This window comes from Serratia sp. 4542, from assembly GCF_016805595.1.
GTDB lineage: Bacteria > Pseudomonadota > Gammaproteobacteria > Enterobacterales > Enterobacteriaceae > Serratia > Serratia nevei.
This window is the reverse complement of record NZ_RXKV01000016.1, coordinates 29,344-47,371: the sequence shown is the minus strand read 5'-3', so window position 1 is coordinate 47,371 and position 18,028 is coordinate 29,344. Positions and strand designations below refer to the sequence as shown.

Genomic DNA, 18,028 nt, shown 5'->3' with positions numbered 1-18,028 from the left:
GTCAGCAACAATGCTTGCAAAAAAGGGTGAACTTATAGGGCGGAGTACGGTCAAAAATTGCAGCAAATGTTAAGGTGCCCGGCGTGTGGAACCGCTTTTGCTTCAGCAACTGCCGTAGAATCAATCATTTCCCCGCTGTAATAATCACCTGCATGATTTTGTATTCTCATAGAGAGGGTTTGAATGACCAAAGAAATGCAAACTTTAGCCTTAGTACCCCAAGGTAGCTTGGAAGCCTATATCCGGGCAGCCAACGCCTATCCGATGCTGACGGCAGAGGAAGAGCGGGAGCTGGCTGAACGGCTGCATTATCAGGGCGATCTGGATGCCGCTAAGCAGCTCATCCTGTCTCACCTGCGCTTTGTCGCTCATATTGCCCGCAACTATTCAGGCTACGGTCTGCCGCAGGCGGACCTGATTCAGGAAGGCAATATCGGCCTGATGAAAGCCGTTCGCCGCTTCAACCCTGAAGTCGGCGTGCGTCTGGTTTCCTTTGCGGTGCATTGGATTAAGGCGGAAATCCACGAGTACGTATTGCGCAACTGGCGCATCGTGAAAGTGGCGACCACCAAAGCGCAGCGCAAGCTGTTCTTTAACCTGCGCAAAACCAAACAGCGTTTGGGCTGGTTCAACCAGGACGAAGTGGAGCTGGTGGCCCGCGAGCTGGGCGTCACCAGCAAAGACGTGCGCGAGATGGAATCTCGCATGGCGGCGCAGGACATGACTTTCGATCCGACTCCGGACGACGAGGCCCGCGATGGCCAGGCGATGGCGCCGGTGCTGTACCTGCAGGACAAGAGCTCCGACTTCGCCGAAGGCATCGAGGAAGATAACTGGGAAAGCAACGCCGCAGACAAACTGGCCTATGCGCTGGAAGGTCTGGACGAGCGCAGCCAGCATATCATCCGCGCCCGTTGGCTGGACGACGACAATAAGTCGACGCTGCAGGAGCTGGCCGATCAGTACGGCGTTTCCGCCGAGCGCGTGCGCCAGTTGGAAAAGAACGCCATGAAGAAATTGAAAATGGCGATTGAAGCCTGAGTCGATGCGATATTCGAAAAAAAAAGCCCGGCAAGCCGGGCTTTTTCATGCCTGAAATTCGGCGTTATGGCGCAACAGTGGCGAAGTCCGGCGCCGGGCAGTCGTAGCCGAATTTTGCCGCCCACGGGTAGCGGGTGCCGGTGTTGATGTAGCGCTGATAAAGTGCCCGGCCGGTCTTGGCGTCACGCTTGATAACCCAGCTGGCGGCGTTACACAGCACGGCGGCGTAGGCCTGGCTTTTCGGCGGCAGCAGATCGGCCGCCTGCTGCGCCAACCCCACGGCCTGCCAGCGATAGTGCAGGAAACGGTTGTCCTGCGCCGGCAGCGCCGCCTTGGCGCGCGCCGCTTCTGCGCTGTCTATCCAGCTTTTGTGCTTCAGCTCGCGAGTATCGAACGCATCCCCCAGATAGGAATAGCCGGCGCCATAGATGGCGTAGTCCGGCGTCATCTCATAGCCGGTAAACTCCAGCCCCTGGGCGCGTAGCAGGTTGGCGGCGCGATAGTAAGCCTGTGCGCGCGTCAGCGGCGCGGCGGACTTGTCCTTGGCGGCCTTCAGCTCGTCGGCATACTGCTGCGCCGCCTGGCGGTAGTTGGGGATATCGAAGTAGGCCTGCGCCTCTGCGGCCCGCCCGGCGCGCATCAAGCGCCGCGCCAACAGTTCGCGCAGCTGCACTTCCGGCGTGATCTGCTGGCCGCCGTAGTCGTCCGGGTTAACCGGCTTGAGCGGCGTCGTCGGCGCCGGGGCGTGCTTATCGACAAAGCCTTTCAACTCATCGACGGTCAGCACCCGCTCCGCCACGTCGGCTACGTCGGCCCAGTAGATCGCCTTGCCGCGATACAGCAGGTCCATCGCCTGCAGATAGTCGCCGCGGTTGAGCGCCAGGATAGCCTGTTCGCCGGCCACCCGGCACTCGGGCACGATGGTTTCCGCGACGAAGTCGGCGTTGCGCTGTTCGCCCCAGCTTTCGTCGGCGGGGAATGCGCTTGCCGCCTTGGCATAGGCGGCGGTGGCAGCTTTCACGTCACCGTCACGCAGCGCCATTTTGGCGCGCAGCCACCACGCCAGGCCGCTGTCGCCGGCGTTTTTCAGCAGGCTGGCCGCCATCGGGTACTGCCCGGAACGGTAGGCCAATGCCGCCAGCCGATCGCTGCCGGCGAAGCCGCTTTTCACCGTGCCGTCCAGCAGCGTCAGGATCTGGCTGATGATCTGTGCGGAGCGGCCGTTGCCGTCGGTATCCGCCATCTGCAGGTTGCCGCTGCGGGCGAACAGTTCAATGGTCACCAGCTGTTGGATTAAGGGATCGCCGATAACCTGTTTCAGCGTTTCCAGATGGTCGGGATTGACCAGGAAACTGGAGACGTACTGCAGCGACTGCCCGCCGCTCGGATCGCCCTGCGCCGCCTGCTGTGCGTACAGGTGGGCGGCGGGAGCGACGTCACCCAGCCACAGGTGGATGCGCGCCTGCTGCCCGAGGCTGCTCAGCGCCAGCTGATCGGGGTCGGCGGCGCCGCTTTTCACCCGATCGATCACTTGCTGGAACGCCGCCAACGCCTGTTCAAGTTCGGCTTTAGGCGGATGCTCGGCGGCGGGCGCCGCTTCACCCGATTCATTCATCGGCGTACCGTGGTCAGCCATCAACACCCGCCCAAGCGAATACTGCGCCCGCAGTCCCCAGTCGCCCTGTTCGGCGGCCGGCAGCTTCAGCACCTGCTGGAAATACTCTGTGGCGCGCGGATCGTGGTTGGCGAAAGCGACGGCGCCCAGTTGATAAAGGCGCGCGGCGTTGGACAACCCCTGAGTATTGACGGCGTCAGCCTCTTCCACCGTTTTGGCGGCGCGCATTTTGCCGATTGCCACCGTTTCCGGCGACTGCGGCATCGGTTTCGGCGGCATCGGCGGCGGGGGGGCTTGCCAGTGCGGCAGCTGCTTATCCGCCGGCACCAGTCGGCCGGCTTCGAAGGCGAAATTGCCCTCCGGCATATACAGCAGGGTGCCGTTGCGGTCGATCAGCAGCCGGTTAGGAAAATCCGGACCGCAGGCATAGCCGTTCAGCGGCAGCGCCAGCGCGGCGCCGATCAGCATGGCCAGCGGAAGAAGGCGGCGGGTGTTCCGTGCCGCGCGCGAATCAAGGTGTGACAAGGGTGCCTCCTGGCGTCAGTTGTTGGCAGCGCAGCCAGCCCAGCGGCCGGGATTGCCCGGCGCGCAGCTGGTCGCCGCTGATGCGGATAAAGCGTTGCCGTTGCGGTGCGGATTCCAGCCGGTAGTTGCCGACCGCGTCCGCTGCCAGGCAGTCGTCGGCGCGGATGACCACCTCTTGCGGCAGCGGGGCGTCCACCGGCCCGTTGTTATGAATTATCAGATCATACAGCCCGTTTTGCTGTGGCTGAGGCCTAAATTTTACCTGCCAGTCGACGTTCAGTGGCCGCCGTTCGATCACCGCTCGCAGCGTGGCGAGCGACCAGGCGCGCCGATCGTCCGCCAGCGGCAAGCGGAACCAGATAATGCCGCGCAGCCGGGGCGGCGTTTGCTGCGCCAGCGCTTGCAGAAAATCGGCGATCTGCTGCGGCGCGACCGTCAGCTCGCGGCCGTTGCCCGCCACGCGCAGCGAGGATTCGCTCTCCACCTGCGCGCCCTGCGCATCAAACCCCAGCAGCGCCATGCCGTAGGCCGGCAGCGCGATGCGAAACGGCTTCGGTGTGACGGCGGCGTACTGCCGCACCCAATGCAGCGCCAAGGGGCCGTCAAACAGCCCCTGCTGCGGCGAGAGCACCGCGTGCACCTGCAGGACGGAGCTGTCGGCCTGCTGCAGTACGCCGGGCAGAGCGGGTGAGCCGATCCAGGCCGGCAGGGCGGTGATGCCGAGTTGCAAAGCGGTGGGCAGCCGTTGGCGCAGCCGCTGTAGAAAGCGCTGGTAGTCCGGCAGGCGGGCGGTGGCGGCGTCATGATCGATCTCGACGCCGGTGACGGGCAGCCCGGTCGCCTGCCAGCGTTGGGTGAGCGCCAGCAGACGCTGGATAATGGCTTCTTGGTCCAGCTGCGGCAGCTGGCCGTCGAGGCGTGCTACCAGCCAGAGCGGGCGGCCGTCCTGCTTCAGCAGGCTGAGATCGGCTGGGATCTCCCGCCAGCCCTCGCGCGGATGTACCTGCAGCGCCAGCACGCGCAGCCCACCGAACAGATCGCGGCTGTGCGCCAGCGCATCGGCGTGCTGCGGCGTCCAGACCCGCTGCCAGACATAAACCTGCTGATCCCAGCTTGAGGCCAGGCGCAGCGCCTGCTGGCGCCCGAGGAGCGCGGCCGCCAGCCCCAGCGCAATCAAGACCAGCGCCGCCAGCCGGCGTTTCATTTTTGCCAGAGATCGCCCAGCGGTGCGAAGCCGCAGGCGCGCATGAAGTTATCGACTTCCCCGCGTTCGCGCGGCGCCAGGCCGGCGGTCGACAGTTGCCAGTGGGCGACCTGTGGCAGCTGACGCTGCGCATCCTGCACCAGGTAAAGACCGACGCCGCGGCGGCGCGTCACTTCGCGCACCAGCAGGTCCTGCAGTTCGGCGCGGTCGTCCTGCAGCGCGATTTTCACCGCCCCCAGCAGCCGCTCGTTGAAGCGGGCGGCGAACAGCGCCTTGCCGTTGCTCAGCCAGCTCTGCCACTGTTCCGGCTGCTGGTGCGGCCAAATTTTACCGAGGTCGATAAGGTCTTGCGGGGACAGCGCGGTCAGGCGCTCGATGGTCAGTTTCATGCAGAATTTCCGCGCAGCTAAATGATGCCGACAGTGTAATAGATCTTGTGCAGAGCGTTGTGTAAGTTTTTCTGTACGATTACTGTGCAATATGTTTTTTGCACGGGGCATTTTCCGAGTAAATAGTTAGTAAACGGATTGTTAACCAGCACAACGCACTACGCCTCAAGGTAAAGAGCGCAGATTTAATTCGAATTTTATCCTGTTTACACCGCTTGTTTCTGCCGGATGAAGTTGATTTGCAGAAGAAAATTCCTGTTTAATGGTATGAAAAATAAAGTCTTATTAGAAAATAATGCCGATAAAACGCCTAAATCATTATTACTTATAACAAAAGCGGTCAATAACGATCGGGCGCAGGCAAACACAACAGGTACGTTCACAACGACAGATGGGGATTTGCGGATGAAATTAACAACAGGTAAGGCACTGCTGGCGGGTTGTATTGCGATGGCCATGAGCCAGGCGGCCATGGCGAAAGACATCAAGGTGGCGATCGTCGGGGCGATGTCCGGCCCGGTCGCGCAGTATGGCGACATGGAGTTTACCGGCGCGCGCCAGGCGATTGCCGACATCAACGCCAAGGGCGGCATCAAGGGCGACAAGCTGGTCGGCGTGGAATACGACGACGCCTGCGACCCGAAACAGGCGGTTGCGGTCGCCAATAAGGTGATCAACGACGGCATTCGCTACGTGATCGGCCACCTGTGCTCCTCGTCCACCCAGCCGGCGTCCGATATCTATGAAGACGAAGGCGTGATCATGATTACCCCGGCGGCCACCAACGCCGATCTGACCACCCGCGGCTACAAGATGATCCTGCGCACCACCGGCCTGGACTCGGATCAGGGCCCGACCGCCGCCAAATACATCCTCAGCGACATCAAGCCGAAGCGCATCGCCGTGGTGCACGACAAGCAGCAATACGGCGAAGGCCTGGCGCGCTCGGTGCGCGACAGCCTGAAAAAACAGGGCACCGAAGTGGCGATGTTCGAAGGCATCACTGCCGGCGACAAAGACTTCTCCACCCTGGTGGCGCGCCTGAAGAAAGAAAATATCGACTTCGTGTACTTCGGCGGTTACTACCCGGAAATGGGCCAGATCCTGCGTCAGGCCAAGCAGGCCGGGTTAACCACCCGCTTCATGGGGCCGGAGGGCGTGGGCAACTCCTCGCTGTCCAACATCGCCGGGGCCGCTTCGGAAGGCATGCTGGTGACGTTGCCGAAACGCTACGATCAGGTGCCTGCCAACCAGCCGATCGTCGATGCATTGAAAGCCAAGAAGCTGGATCCGACCGGCCCGTTCGTCTGGACCACCTATGCCGCGCTGCAGTCGCTGACCACCGGCATGGAGCGCAGCGGCAGCCAGGAGCCGGCGGATATCGTCAAGGATCTGAAAACCGGCAAGCCGGTGGAGACCGTGATGGGGCCGCTGACCTGGGATGACAAGGGCGATCTGAAAGGCTTCGAGTTCGGCGTGTTCGAATGGCATGCCAACGGCACGTCCACACCGATCAAATAAGCCATAATGATTAGGGTGGGGCGCAGCCCGCTGCGCCCGGCGGGTCGGCTTGCCGGCCCCGTCTCCCTTTACCCGCCGGTTCTCCGCCGGCGGGTTTCGCAGCCAAGGGTTCAGAGTATGTCAGAGCAGCTCCTCTATTTTCTGCAGCAGATGTTCAACGGCTTAACGTTGGGCAGCACCTATGCATTGATCGCCATCGGTTACACCATGGTTTACGGCATCATCGGCATGATCAACTTCGCCCACGGCGAGGTGTACATGATCGGTAGCTATGTCTCCTTTATCGTCATCGCCGCCCTGATGATGCTCGGTATCGACGTCGGCTGGTTGCTGATCGGCGCCGCGTTCCTGGTCTCGATCGTCATCGCCAGCGCCTACGGCTGGAGCATCGAGCGGGTGGCCTACAAGCCGGTGCGCAACTCCAAGCGCCTGATTGCGCTGATCTCGGCCATCGGCATGTCGATATTCCTGCAAAACTACGTCAGCCTGACGCAGGGCTCACGCGATCTGGCGCTGCCCAGCCTGGTGACCGGCCAGTGGGTGCTGGGGGAAAGCAACGGCTTCGCCGCCACCATCAGCACCATGCAGCTGATCATCTGGCTCGTGACCTTCCTAGCGATGCTGGCGCTGACGCTGTTTATCCGTTATTCGCGCATGGGCCGCGCCTGTCGCGCCTGTGCGGAAGACCTGAAGATGGCCAGCCTGCTGGGCATCAACACCGACCGGGTGATCTCGCTGACCTTCGTCATCGGGGCGGTGATGGCGGCGGTGGCCGGGGTATTGCTCGGCCAGTTCTACGGCGTCATCAACCCTTACATCGGCTTTATGGCCGGTATGAAAGCCTTCACCGCCGCGGTTCTGGGCGGTATCGGCAGCATTCCCGGCGCGATGATCGGCGGCCTGGTGCTGGGCGTGGCGGAAGCGCTGACCTCCGCCTACCTCAGCACTGAATATAAAGACGTGGTGTCGTTCGCGTTGCTGATCGTGGTGCTGCTGATCATGCCGACCGGCATCCTCGGGCGTCCGGAGGTTGAGAAAGTATGAAACTCAATCTGCTCAATGCGCTGATCGCCACGGCGGTGCTGTTCGTGATGGCGTCATTCCTGATGGGCATGCAGCTTAGCCTGGACGGCACCAAGCTGGTGGTGCACGGCGCGGCGGAAGTGCGCTGGATGTGGATCGGCATCGGCTGCGTCATCGTCTTTTTCTTCCAGCTGTTGCGCCCGCTGCTGCAGCAAGGATTGAAAAAAGTCTCCGGCCCGGCGTTCGTGCTGCCGAGCTTCGACGGCACCACGCCGCGGCAAAAGCTGCTGGCGGCTCTGCTCATCGTCGCGGCGGTCGCCTGGCCGTTCCTGGTCTCGCGCGGCACGGTGGATATCGCCACCCTGACGCTGATCTACGTGATGCTGGGCCTCGGCCTCAACGTGGTGGTGGGCTTGTCCGGTCTGCTGGTGCTCGGCTACGGCGGTTTCTACGCCATCGGCGCTTACACCTACGCGCTGCTGAATCACTATTACGGCCTCGGCTTCTGGGAGAGCCTGCCGCTGGCGGGCATCGTCACCGCCGCCTTCGGCTTCCTGCTCGGTTTCCCGGTGCTGCGGCTGCGCGGCGACTATCTGGCAATCGTGACGCTCGGCTTCGGTGAGATCGTGCGCATCCTGCTGCTGAACAATACCGAGATCACCGGCGGACCGAACGGCATCAGCCAGATCCCGAAACCGACCTTCTTCGGCCTGGAGTTCAACCGCAGCGTGCGCGACGGCGGCTGGGATACCTTCCATAACTTCTTCGGCCTGAAATACGATCCGAGCGATCGCATCGTGTTCCTGTACCTGGTGGCGCTGCTGCTGGTGGTGCTGACGCTGTTCGTCATCAACCGCCTGCTGCGTATGCCGCTGGGGCGCGCCTGGGAAGCGCTGCGCGAAGACGAGATCGCCTGCCGCTCGCTGGGCCTCAGCCCGACGCGCATCAAGCTGACCGCTTTTACCATCAGCGCCGCTTTCGCCGGGTTTGCCGGCACGCTGTTCGCCGCGCGCCAGGGGTTCGTCAGCCCGGAATCCTTCACCTTCGTCGAATCGGCCTTCGTACTGGCGATCGTCGTACTGGGGGGCATGGGCTCGCAGTTCGCGGTCATTCTGGCGGCGATCCTGCTGGTGGTGTCGCGCGAGCTGATGCGCGATCTGAATGAATACAGCATGTTGCTGCTGGGTGCGCTGATGGTGCTGATGATGATTTGGCGGCCGCAGGGGCTGTTGCCGATGAAACGGCCGCAGCTGAAGCTGCAGGCGGCGGACATTCACGCGGGCAAGGGGGAGCAGGCATGAGCGTTCAACCTTTGCTGCAGGTGGAGGGCCTGTCGATGCGTTTCGGCGGGCTGCTGGCGGTCAACAACGTGGCGTTGACGCTGAACGAAGGTGAAATCGTGTCGCTGATCGGCCCCAACGGCGCCGGTAAGACCACGGTGTTCAACTGCCTGACCGGTTTTTACCGCCCGACCAGCGGCACCATCAAATTGCGCGATCGCCACCTGGAAGGGTTGGCGGGGCAGGCCATCGCCCGCATGGGGGTGGTGCGCACTTTCCAGCACGTGCGGCTGTTCCGTGAAATGACGGTGATCGAAAACCTGCTGGTGGCGCAGCATCAGCACCTGAAAAGCGGCGTGTTTGCCGGGTTGCTGAAAACCCCGGCCTTCCGCCGCGCCGAAGCCGAAGCGCTGGCGCGCGCGGCGGAGTGGCTGGAGCGCGTCGGCCTGCTGGAGATGGCTAACCGTTCGGCGGGCAACCTGGCCTATGGGCAGCAGCGGCGGCTGGAGATCGCCCGCTGCATGGTGACCCGGCCGGAGCTACTGATGCTGGATGAACCGGCCGCCGGCCTCAACCCGAAAGAGACCGACGAGCTGGATCACCTGATCGTCGAGCTGCGCGATCGGCATAAGGTATCGGTGCTGCTGATCGAGCACGACATGAAGCTGGTGATGGGCATTTCCGACCGCATTTACGTGGTGAATCAGGGCACGCCGCTGGCGCAGGGCACACCGGCGGAGATCCGCAACAACCCGGACGTGATCCGGGCTTATTTGGGCGAAGAATAATATGTTGTCATTCAATCAGGTATCCGCCCATTACGGAGAAATTCAGGCGCTGCATCAGGTCAGTCTCACGATAAGCCAGGGGGAAATCGTGACGTTAATCGGCGCCAACGGCGCCGGTAAAACCACGCTGCTCGGCACCCTGTGCGGCGAGCCGCGCGCCAGCGAAGGCAGCATCGTCTTTCAGAACCAGGACATCACCCAGTGGCAAACCTCGCGCATCATGCGCGAAGCGGTGGCGATCGTGCCGGAAGGGCGGCGCGTCTTCTCGCGCATGACGGTGGAAGAAAACCTGGCGATGGGCGGCTTCTTCGCCGATCGCCGGCAGTATCAACAGCGCATCGAACGGGTGTTCACTCTGTTCCCGCGCCTGCTGGAGCGCCGAAGCCAGCGCGCCGGCACCATGTCCGGCGGCGAGCAGCAGATGCTGGCCATCGGCCGTGCGCTGATGAGCCAGCCGAAGCTGCTGCTGCTCGACGAGCCCTCGCTCGGGCTGGCGCCCATCATCATCCAGCAGATTTTCGACATCATTCAGCAGCTGCGGGAAGAGGGCATGACCATCTTCCTGGTGGAACAAAACGCCAATCAGGCGCTGAAATTGGCGGACCGCGGTTATGTGCTGGAAAACGGCCGCGTGGTGTTGGAAGATACGGGGGCTGCATTGTTAGCCAACGAAGCAGTGAGGTCGGCGTATCTGGGCGGTTAATCCGCCCCCCTACGAATTAAAATAATCAGGTACGAGAAGAAGAAATGAAGACAGAAGGGTTACTCGCGCAGCGCATCGTTAACGTAAAAAGTTCGGCCATCCGTGAATTGCTTAAACACAGCAAGATGGAACACGTCATTTCGCTGGCGGGCGGCATCCCCTCTGATGCGCTGTTCGATTTCGAAGGATTGAGCATCGCCACCCAGCAGGCGATCACCGAACAGCCGAAAAGCGCGTTCCAGTATGGCCTGACCGAGGGCAGCCCGCTGCTGCGTGAGCGCATTTGCGCGCTGTGCGCCGAGCGCGGCGTCACCGCTGGCGCGGAAGAGGTGATGGTTACCGCCGGCTCGCAGCAGGCATTGGATTTGGTGATGCGCGCCATCGTCAACCCCGGCGACGTGTTCGTGGTGGAGCGCCCGACCTACCTGGCGGCGCTGCAAACGTTGGAGCTGGCGGAAGCCAACATCATGTCGGTCTCGTCCGACAGCGACGGCATGGTGGTGGAAGAGCTGGCCGAGCTGCTGAAAACCCAGCGCATCAAGGGTGTGTACGTGGTGCCGAACTTCGGCAACCCCAGCGGCATCACCCTGAGCGCCGCGCGCCGCGAACTGCTGGTGAAGCTGGCCGCCGAACATAACTTCCTGATCATCGAAGACGATCCGTACGGCGAGCTGCGTTTTACCGAAGAGCGCCACCCGACGCTGCATCAGGTGTCACAGCGGGTGCTGGGCAACACCGACCACATTATCTATACCTCGACCTTCTCCAAGATCCTGGCGCCGGGCCTGCGGTTGGGCTGGGCGATCCTGCCGCCGTTCCTGCTGCATAAAGTGGCGATCATCAAGCAGGCGGCGGATCTGCACGCCAGCGCGCTGTCGCAGAGCATCGTCGAATGCTACCTCGGCCTGGGCCGCCTGCCGGCGCAGATCGACAAGATCCGCGCCGCCTACAAACAGAAGGGCGAGATCCTGGCCGGTTTGGTGGAGCAGGAGCTGGGCGACTACATCACCTTCGATAAGCCGAAGGGCGGCATGTTCCTGTGGGCACGTTTCCGCCAGCCGTTCAACGCCACCGAATGGCTGAACGCTACCCTGCAGCAGGGCGTGGTGTTCGTGCCGGGGGAATACTTCTTCTCCGACAACCCGGATCGTTCGACCTTCCGCCTGTCGTTCGCCACCGCCACCGAACAGCAGATGCAGGAAGCGGTGGCGCGTCTGCGCCGTTCGCTGTAATCCTCGCGGCGGCGGAGCCCATGTCCGCCGCCGACATCAAACCGCCATCTTCACTTCACCTTGCCGTCATGTGGCTGTCATATAACGGTTATTTTTCTGTCATCCGCGCATGGCATGTTATCCCCCGTCATCTTTCGAGCCGCAGCGTTGTTGGCTGCCCGACTGCCCCCCTGTCACTTAGTTAGCTAAGCTCCAGGGTGCCAGCAGGTTGCCGCCTAGCTGCAACTCGAAAGCTATAGGGGGCACTCCCTCATCAAGAATTGATTCTTTTCGCTCACGCGCTTTTACACCAGCTTTTTTCAGGAGTTAGGCATGCTCACCTACGCTATTCGCAAAACCACGCTGTGCGTCGCGTTGACCCTGGCGGTCAGCACTCAGGCGCTGGCGGCGACCGAGATCCCGTTCTGGCATTCGATGGAAGGCGAACTGGGTAAGGAAGTGGATTCCCTGGCGGATCGCTTCAACCAGTCGCACAGCGACGTCAAGATTGTGCCGGTTTATAAAGGCAACTACGAACAGAGCCTGGCGGCGGGCATCGCCGCTTACCGCTCCGGCAAGGCGCCGGCGATTCTGCAGGTTTACGAGGTGGGCACCGCCACCATGATGGCCAGCAAGGCCATCAAACCGGTCTACGAAGTGTTTAAAGAGGCCGGCATCAACTTCGACGAGTCGGTGTTCGTGCCGACGGTAGCCGGCTATTACACCGACAACAAGAGCGGCCATCTGCTGTCTCAGCCGTTCAACAGCTCCACGCCGGTGCTGTACTACAACAAAGACGCCTTCAAGAAGGCCGGCCTGAACCCGGACCAGCCGCCGAAAACCTGGCAGGAGCTGGCGGCGGATACCGCCAAGCTGCGTGAGGCCGGCATGAAGTGTGGCTACGCCAGCGGCTGGCAGGGCTGGATCCAGCTGGAGAACTTCAGCGCCTGGCACGGCGTGCCGTTCGCCAGCGAAAACAACGGGTTCGGCGGCACCAACGCCAAGCTGGAGTTCAACAAGCCGCTGCAAGTCAAGCACATCGAGCTGCTGGAGGCGATGAACAAGAAGGGCGATTTCACCTACTTCGGCCGCAAAGACGAATCCACCGAGAAGTTTTATAACGGCGACTGCGCCATCACCACCGCTTCTTCCGGTTCGCTGGCGGACATCAAGCACTACGCCAAATTCAACTACGGCGTCGGCATGATGCCGTACGACGCCGACGCGAAAAACGCGCCGCAGAACGCCATCATCGGCGGGGCCAGCCTGTGGGTGATGAACGGCAAAGACGCCGCCACCTACAAGGGCGTGGCCGAGTTCCTGCAGTACCTGGCGCAGCCGGAAATCGCCGCCGAATGGCACCAGAAGACCGGCTATCTGCCGATCACCACCGCGGCTTACGATCTGACCAAGCAGCAGGGCTTCTACGACAAGAACCCGGGTGCCGACGTCGCCACTCGCCAGATGCTGAACAAGCCGCCGTTGCCGTTCACCAAGGGCCTGCGCCTGGGCAACATGCCGCAGATCCGCAGCGTGGTGGATGAGGAACTGGAAGGCGTGTGGACCGGTAAGAAAACGCCTCAGCAGGCGTTGGACGCCGCCGTGCAGCGCGGTGACGTGCTGCTGCGCCGTTTCGAAGCATCAACCAAGTAACCCTGCGTCGCGGGCCCGTCCGATCGGGCTCGCGTCTTCACGCCAATCCTTCCGTACCCGATTAATGGTTTAACTGCTATGTCATCTTCCCGTCCCGGTTTCGGCTGCAGCTGGTTGCCCTATGCGTTGGTGCTGCCGCAGCTGCTGATTACCGCCGTCTTCTTTTTATGGCCCGCCGGCGAGGCGCTGTGGTATTCGGTGCAGAGCCTCGATCCGTTCGGCCTGTCCAGCCAGTTTGTTGGGCTGGATAACTTTAAGCAGCTGTTTCAGGATCCTTACTATCTCGACTCGTTCTACACCACGCTGATCTTCAGCTTCCTGGTGGCGGGCATCGGGCTGGCGGTGTCGCTGTTCTTCGCCGCGCTGGTGGACTACGTGCTGCGCGGCAGCCGCCTCTATCGCACGCTGATGATCCTGCCCTATGCGGTGGCACCGGCGGTGGCGGCGGTGCTGTGGATCTTTCTGTTCAACCCCGGCCTGGGGTTGATCACCCATTTCCTCAACGGGCTGGGCTATAACTGGAACCATGCGCAAAACAGCGGCCAGGCGATGTTCCTGGTGGTGCTGGCCTCGGTATGGCAGCAGATAAGCTATAACTTCCTGTTTTTCCTCGCGGCGCTGCAGTCGATCCCGCGCTCGCTGGTGGAGGCGGCGGCCATCGACGGCGCCGGCCCGGTGCGGCGTTTCTTCCATCTGGTGCTGCCGCTGATCGCGCCGGTGAGCTTCTTCCTGCTGGTGGTCAATCTGGTGTACGCCTTCTTCGATACCTTCCCGGTGATCGACGCCGCCACCGGCGGCGGGCCGGTGCAGTCCACCACCACGTTGATCTACAAGATCTACCGCGAAGGCTTCGCCGGATTGGATCTCTCCAGCTCTGCCGCGCAGTCGGTGATCCTGATGCTGCTGGTGATCGGCCTGACGGTGATCCAGTTCCGCTTTGTTGAACGTAAGGTGCGCTATCAATGATTGAGAATCGACGCGGGCTGGATATCTTCAGCCATGTGATGCTGATTATCGGCGTGCTGGTGGTGCTGTTCCCGCTGTACGTGGCCTTTGTCGCCGCCACGCTGGACGACAAGCAGGTGTTTCAGGTACCGATGACGCTGGTGCCCGGCGGCCACCTGTGGGAGAACATCCGCAATATCTGGCAGGGCGGCGTGGGCAACCTCAAGGTGCCGTTCTCGCTGCTGCTGCTGAACAGCGTGATCATGGCGCTGGCGATCACCTTCGGCAAAATTGCGGTGTCGGTGCTGTCGGCTTACGCCATCGTGTACTTCCGCTTTCCGCTGCGCAGCCTGTTCTTCTGGCTGATTTTCCTCACCCTGATGCTGCCGGTGGAGGTGCGTATTTTCCCGACGGTGGAGGTGATCTCCAACCTCAACCTGCTGGACAGCTACACCGGCCTGACGTTGCCGCTGATGGCCTCGGCCACCGCGACCTTCCTGCTGCGCCAGTTCTTCATGACGCTGCCGGATGAGCTGCTGGAGGCGGCGCGCATCGACGGCGCCGGGCCGATGCGTTTCTTCTGGGACATCGTGCTGCCGCTGTCGAAAACCAATCTGGCGGCGCTGTTCGTCATCACCTTTATCTACGGCTGGAACCAATACCTGTGGCCGATCCTGATCACCAGCGACGCCTCGATGGGCACCGCGGTGGCGGGCATCAAGAGCATGATCTCCACTTCCGGCGCGCCGACCCAGTGGAACCAGGTGATGGCGGCGATGATTCTGACTTTATTGCCACCGCTGGCGGTGGTGCTTCTGATGCAGCGCTGGTTTGTGCGCGGTCTGGTTGATAGCGAGAAATAACGACGATGGCAGGATTAAAACTACAGGCGGTCACCAAGTCTTACGACGGTAAAACGCCGGTGATCAAACAGATCGACCTCGATGTGGCGGACGGCGAATTCATCGTGATGGTCGGCCCGTCCGGCTGCGGCAAATCCACGCTGCTGCGGATGGTGGCCGGGCTGGAACGCACCACCAGCGGCGATATCTATATCGATACCCGGCGCGTGACCGATCTGGAGCCCAAGGATCGCGGCATCGCGATGGTGTTCCAGAACTACGCGCTCTATCCGCACATGAGCGTGTACGACAACATGGCCTACGGCCTCAAGATCCGCGGTTTCGGCAAGGATCATATCCGCCAGCGGGTGGAGGAGGCGGCGCGCATCCTGGAGCTGGAGCCGCTGCTCAAACGCAAACCGCGCGAGCTTTCCGGCGGCCAGCGCCAGCGCGTGGCGATGGGGCGCGCCATCGTGCGCGAACCGGCGGTATTCCTGTTCGATGAGCCGCTGTCCAACCTGGACGCCAAGCTGCGGGTGCAGATGCGCCTGGAGCTGCAACAGCTGCATCGTCGTCTGAAAACCACCAGCCTGTACGTGACGCACGATCAGGTGGAAGCGATGACGCTGGCGCAGCGGGTCATCGTAATGAACAAGGGCGTGGCGGAACAGATCGGCACCCCGAGCGAAGTGTACCAACGGCCGGCTTCGCTGTTTGTCGCGGGCTTTATCGGATCGCCGGCGATGAACCTCTTGCCCGGCATCCTCAGCGCCGACGGCGGCCAGCTGCTGCTGGCGGACGGCATGGCGCTGCCGTTGCCGGCGGCCAAACCGCAGTGGGCGGGGCGGCAGTTGACGTTGGGCATTCGGCCGGAGCATATTCAACTGGTGGCGCAAGGCCAGGGCGTGCCGCTGCAGCTGCAGACGCTGGAACTGCTGGGGGCCGACAATCTGGCGCACGGCCAGTGGGGCGGCCACGGGGTGATCGCGCGGCTGTCGCACGAAACCTTGCCGGCGGCGGGCAGTACGCTATATTTGCAGCTGCCTGCTCAGGCGCTGCACTTCTTTGACACCCACAGCGGATTACGGATGGATTGATGACTAGACCCTGGCCTTACCCTCACATCGTTGCCCACCGCGGCGGCGGTTCTCTGGCGCCGGAAAACACCCTGGCGGCGATCGACGTCGGCGCGCGCCACGGCCACAAGATGATCGAGTTCGATGCCAAGCTGGCGCAGGACGGGCAAATTTTCCTGCTGCACGACGACACGCTGGATCGCACCAGCAACGGTTGGGGCGTGGCGGGCGAGCTGCCGTGGGACAAACTGGTGCAGCTGGACGCCGGCAACTGGTACAGCTCGGCCTTCAAGGGCGAGCGGTTGCCGCTGTTGTCGGAGGTGGCGGAACGCTGCCAGGAACACGGCCTGATGGCCAATATCGAGATCAAGCCGACCACCGGCAGCGACGATGAAACCGGCCGGGTGGTGGCGCTGGCGGCGCGGCTGCTGTGGCAAGGGCAGACCGATCCGCTGCTTTCCTCCTTCTCGGTAGAAGCGCTGGCGGCGGCGCAGCGCACCGTGCCGGATTTGCCGCGCGGCCTGCTGCTCGAGGCCTGGGACGACAACTGGCGCGAGCTGACCGAACGCCTGGACTGCGTCTCGCTGCATATCGATCACAAAGCGCTGACCGCCGAGCGGGTAAAAGCGTTGAAAGACGCCGGGCTGCGCATTCTGGTGTACACCGTCAACCAACCGGATCGCGCGCGCCTGCTGCTCGACTGGGGCGTTGACTGCATTTGCACCGACCGGATAGATTTGATCGGCCCGGATTTTTAATCCGGCACCGATGAATCCCGCGACGACAAGCCTTGCCGCCGCACCACCGGAAGGAATGCGATGCCTGGCTTTATCCTGTCACTGTGGCACCAGATCGTGCTGTCTTTACCGCTGTTTGTTCTGATCGCGTTGGGTTATGGGCTGATTCGCTGGGGGAAATGGCCTGCCAGTATCACCGATGGCCTGACGCGTTTCGTGTTTTCCCTCGCCTTGCCCGCCATGCTGTTTCGCATGATGTGCGACTTCTCGCAGCGCCCGGCGGTCGACGCCCGGCTGCTGATCGCGTTCTTCGGCAGTTGCCTGATCGTGTTCGTGCTTGGCCGCCTCGTCGCCCGGCATCTCTTCCGGCTGGATGGCGTCGCCGGATCGGTGTTTGCGCTGGGCGGTATTTTCTCCAATAACGTGATGCTCGGCTTGCCGATCGCCGGCGTGATGCTGGGGGAGGCGGCGATCCCGTCGGTGGCGCTGGTGCTGGTGTTCAACGGCCTGATCCTGTGGACGCTGGTGACGGTGTCGATCGAATGGGCGCGCAACGGTTCGCCGACGCTGAGCGGTTTTGTTAAAACCGCGCGTAGCGTGCTGACTAATCCGCTGATCGTCGGCATCTTGTCCGGCACCCTGTTCAGCCTGACCGGCCTGCCGCTGCCGGCCTTCGTCGATCGGCCGGTCAGCATGCTCGGCCAGGTGGCGGCGCCGCTGTCGCTGGTGGTGCTGGGCATGGGGCTTGCCGAGTACCGCATCAGCGAAGGCTGGCAGCTGAGCAGCGCCATCTGCGTGCTGAAGTTGCTGGTACAACCGTTAGTGATTTGGCTGCTGGCCTGGATGATGGATCTGCCGCCGATGGAAACCCGCGTTGTGGTGCTGCTGGGGTCGATGGCGGTGGGGGTGAACGTCTACCTGATGTCGCGCCAGTTCAATACGCTCACCGGCCCGGCCGCCACCAGCCTGGTGATGTCCACCGTGCTGGCGGCGATCACCACGCCGCTGATCCTCACCGTTATGGGCGTGCGGGCGTAGCCGGCATCGGTGCCTGCGGCACCGCCGGCGCGGTGCGATTGAACGGATCGCGCGGCTGATTGCCATTAGGCAGCAGTTGCCCGCCGTTCGGCGTGGTTTGCATCAGCTGTTGCCGCTGATTGTCGAACTGCCGCTGTTGCTGCAGGCGGCGTTGGTCCATTTGCCGATTGTTCAACAGGCGCTGTTGCTGGGCCTGCTGGCTGCTTTGGTTGAGAAACTGCTGCTGTGAACGCAGATCGGTTACGCCGTTGGCCGCCGCAGCCAGGCCGGGCAGCCACAGCAGGGCGAACAGGATGTGAGAAGTTTTCATGATGGTTACCTCGCCTTTTTATTAAGCCTAACCTAGCGGTGAAATTTTGCCGGTAGTTTATCTTTTGTTCGGATGTAAACCGCCTTTTCACCAACGCGGTGCGCATCTTCCGTTACAATCGCCCTTT

Annotated in this window: 17 protein-coding genes; 13 read left to right on the top strand and 4 right to left on the bottom strand. The window is 62.2% G+C overall.

Annotated features, from left to right (window positions below):
- Window positions 1-183 precede the first annotated feature (183 nt).
- Window positions 184-1,041 carry an RNA polymerase sigma factor RpoH gene (gene rpoH / locus EKL15_RS21575; protein WP_038874147.1) on the top strand — a complete coding sequence of 286 codons (858 nt, stop codon included), beginning with the start codon at window positions 184-186 and terminating at the stop codon, window positions 1,039-1,041.
- A 64-nt stretch (window positions 1,042-1,105) separates the two neighbouring features.
- Here rpoH and EKL15_RS21570 read toward each other — a convergent pair whose 3' ends face one another.
- The 3 genes from EKL15_RS21570 to panM are packed head-to-tail and all read right to left on the bottom strand — an operon-like array spanning window position 1,106 to window position 4,774.
- Window positions 1,106-3,124 carry a hypothetical protein gene (locus EKL15_RS21570; protein ID WP_369803992.1) on the bottom strand — a complete coding sequence of 673 codons (2,019 nt, stop codon included), beginning with the start codon at window positions 3,122-3,124 and terminating at the stop codon, window positions 1,106-1,108.
- Window positions 3,125-3,167: 43 nt separating this feature from the next.
- Window positions 3,168-4,385: a DUF3142 domain-containing protein gene (locus tag EKL15_RS21565; protein WP_203090335.1), complete on the bottom strand. Its 1,218-nt coding sequence runs from the start codon at window positions 4,383-4,385 to the stop codon at window positions 3,168-3,170.
- Complete coding sequence (gene panM, locus EKL15_RS21560) at window positions 4,382-4,774, bottom strand: aspartate 1-decarboxylase autocleavage activator PanM (protein ID WP_060441198.1); 393 nt, start codon at window positions 4,772-4,774, stop codon at window positions 4,382-4,384. Before panM ends, EKL15_RS21565 begins: the two co-directional genes overlap by 4 nt.
- Before the next feature lie 405 nt (window positions 4,775-5,179).
- Between panM and EKL15_RS21555 the strand changes: the two genes are divergently transcribed.
- The 12 genes from EKL15_RS21555 to EKL15_RS21500 all read left to right on the top strand — a co-directional run bounded on the left by EKL15_RS21555 (window position 5,180) and on the right by EKL15_RS21500 (window position 17,591).
- Window positions 5,180-6,295 (top strand): branched-chain amino acid ABC transporter substrate-binding protein, encoded by a 1,116-nt coding sequence (locus EKL15_RS21555; protein ID WP_025304902.1) that lies wholly within the window; start codon window positions 5,180-5,182, stop codon window positions 6,293-6,295.
- Between the two features lie 117 nt (window positions 6,296-6,412).
- A complete protein-coding gene (gene livH, locus EKL15_RS21550; protein WP_038874154.1) occupies window positions 6,413-7,339 on the top strand; it encodes a high-affinity branched-chain amino acid ABC transporter permease LivH in 927 nt (308 codons plus the stop codon).
- Entirely contained in the window at window positions 7,336-8,619 is a 1,284-nt protein-coding gene (locus EKL15_RS21545; protein WP_060441197.1) for a high-affinity branched-chain amino acid ABC transporter permease LivM, read from the top strand. The genes livH and EKL15_RS21545 overlap by 4 nt, the downstream gene beginning before the upstream one ends.
- Window positions 8,616-9,386 (top strand): high-affinity branched-chain amino acid ABC transporter ATP-binding protein LivG, encoded by a 771-nt coding sequence (livG, locus tag EKL15_RS21540; protein WP_203090333.1) that lies wholly within the window; start codon window positions 8,616-8,618, stop codon window positions 9,384-9,386. The genes EKL15_RS21545 and livG overlap by 4 nt, the downstream gene beginning before the upstream one ends.
- A gap of 1 nt (window position 9,387) precedes the next feature.
- On the top strand, window positions 9,388-10,089 hold the full coding sequence (gene livF, locus EKL15_RS21535; RefSeq protein WP_203090331.1) for a high-affinity branched-chain amino acid ABC transporter ATP-binding protein LivF: 702 nt from the start codon (window positions 9,388-9,390) through the stop codon (window positions 10,087-10,089).
- A gap of 44 nt (window positions 10,090-10,133) precedes the next feature.
- Window positions 10,134-11,321: a PLP-dependent aminotransferase family protein gene (locus EKL15_RS21530; RefSeq protein WP_049202437.1), complete on the top strand. Its 1,188-nt coding sequence runs from the start codon at window positions 10,134-10,136 to the stop codon at window positions 11,319-11,321.
- Between the two features lie 312 nt (window positions 11,322-11,633).
- Window positions 11,634-12,953, top strand: a complete 1,320-nt coding sequence (gene ugpB / locus EKL15_RS21525; protein WP_049195230.1) for a sn-glycerol-3-phosphate ABC transporter substrate-binding protein UgpB — start codon at window positions 11,634-11,636, stop codon at window positions 12,951-12,953.
- Between the two features lie 78 nt (window positions 12,954-13,031).
- The gene (gene ugpA / locus EKL15_RS21520) at window positions 13,032-13,919 is read left to right on the top strand and encodes a sn-glycerol-3-phosphate ABC transporter permease UgpA (protein ID WP_015376293.1); all 888 of its coding nucleotides are present in this window, start codon (window positions 13,032-13,034) and stop codon (window positions 13,917-13,919) included.
- Complete coding sequence (ugpE, locus tag EKL15_RS21515; RefSeq protein WP_019455301.1) at window positions 13,916-14,761, top strand: sn-glycerol-3-phosphate ABC transporter permease UgpE; 846 nt, start codon at window positions 13,916-13,918, stop codon at window positions 14,759-14,761. The genes ugpA and ugpE overlap by 4 nt, the downstream gene beginning before the upstream one ends.
- Before the next feature lie 5 nt (window positions 14,762-14,766).
- Window positions 14,767-15,837 carry a sn-glycerol-3-phosphate import ATP-binding protein UgpC gene (locus EKL15_RS21510; RefSeq protein WP_100396571.1) on the top strand — a complete coding sequence of 357 codons (1,071 nt, stop codon included), beginning with the start codon at window positions 14,767-14,769 and terminating at the stop codon, window positions 15,835-15,837.
- Window positions 15,837-16,574, top strand: coding sequence for a glycerophosphodiester phosphodiesterase (gene ugpQ, locus EKL15_RS21505; protein ID WP_141957700.1), 738 nt, complete (start codon window positions 15,837-15,839; stop codon window positions 16,572-16,574). Before EKL15_RS21510 ends, ugpQ begins: the two co-directional genes overlap by 1 nt.
- 60 nt (window positions 16,575-16,634) lie before the next feature.
- Window positions 16,635-17,591 carry an AEC family transporter gene (locus EKL15_RS21500; protein ID WP_049202434.1) on the top strand — a complete coding sequence of 319 codons (957 nt, stop codon included), beginning with the start codon at window positions 16,635-16,637 and terminating at the stop codon, window positions 17,589-17,591.
- Here EKL15_RS21500 and EKL15_RS21495 read toward each other — a convergent pair.
- A complete protein-coding gene (locus tag EKL15_RS21495; protein WP_038874168.1) occupies window positions 17,572-17,901 on the bottom strand; it encodes a hypothetical protein in 330 nt (109 codons plus the stop codon). The genes EKL15_RS21500 and EKL15_RS21495 overlap by 20 nt on opposite strands.
- Between the last annotated feature and the right edge of the window lie 127 nt (window positions 17,902-18,028).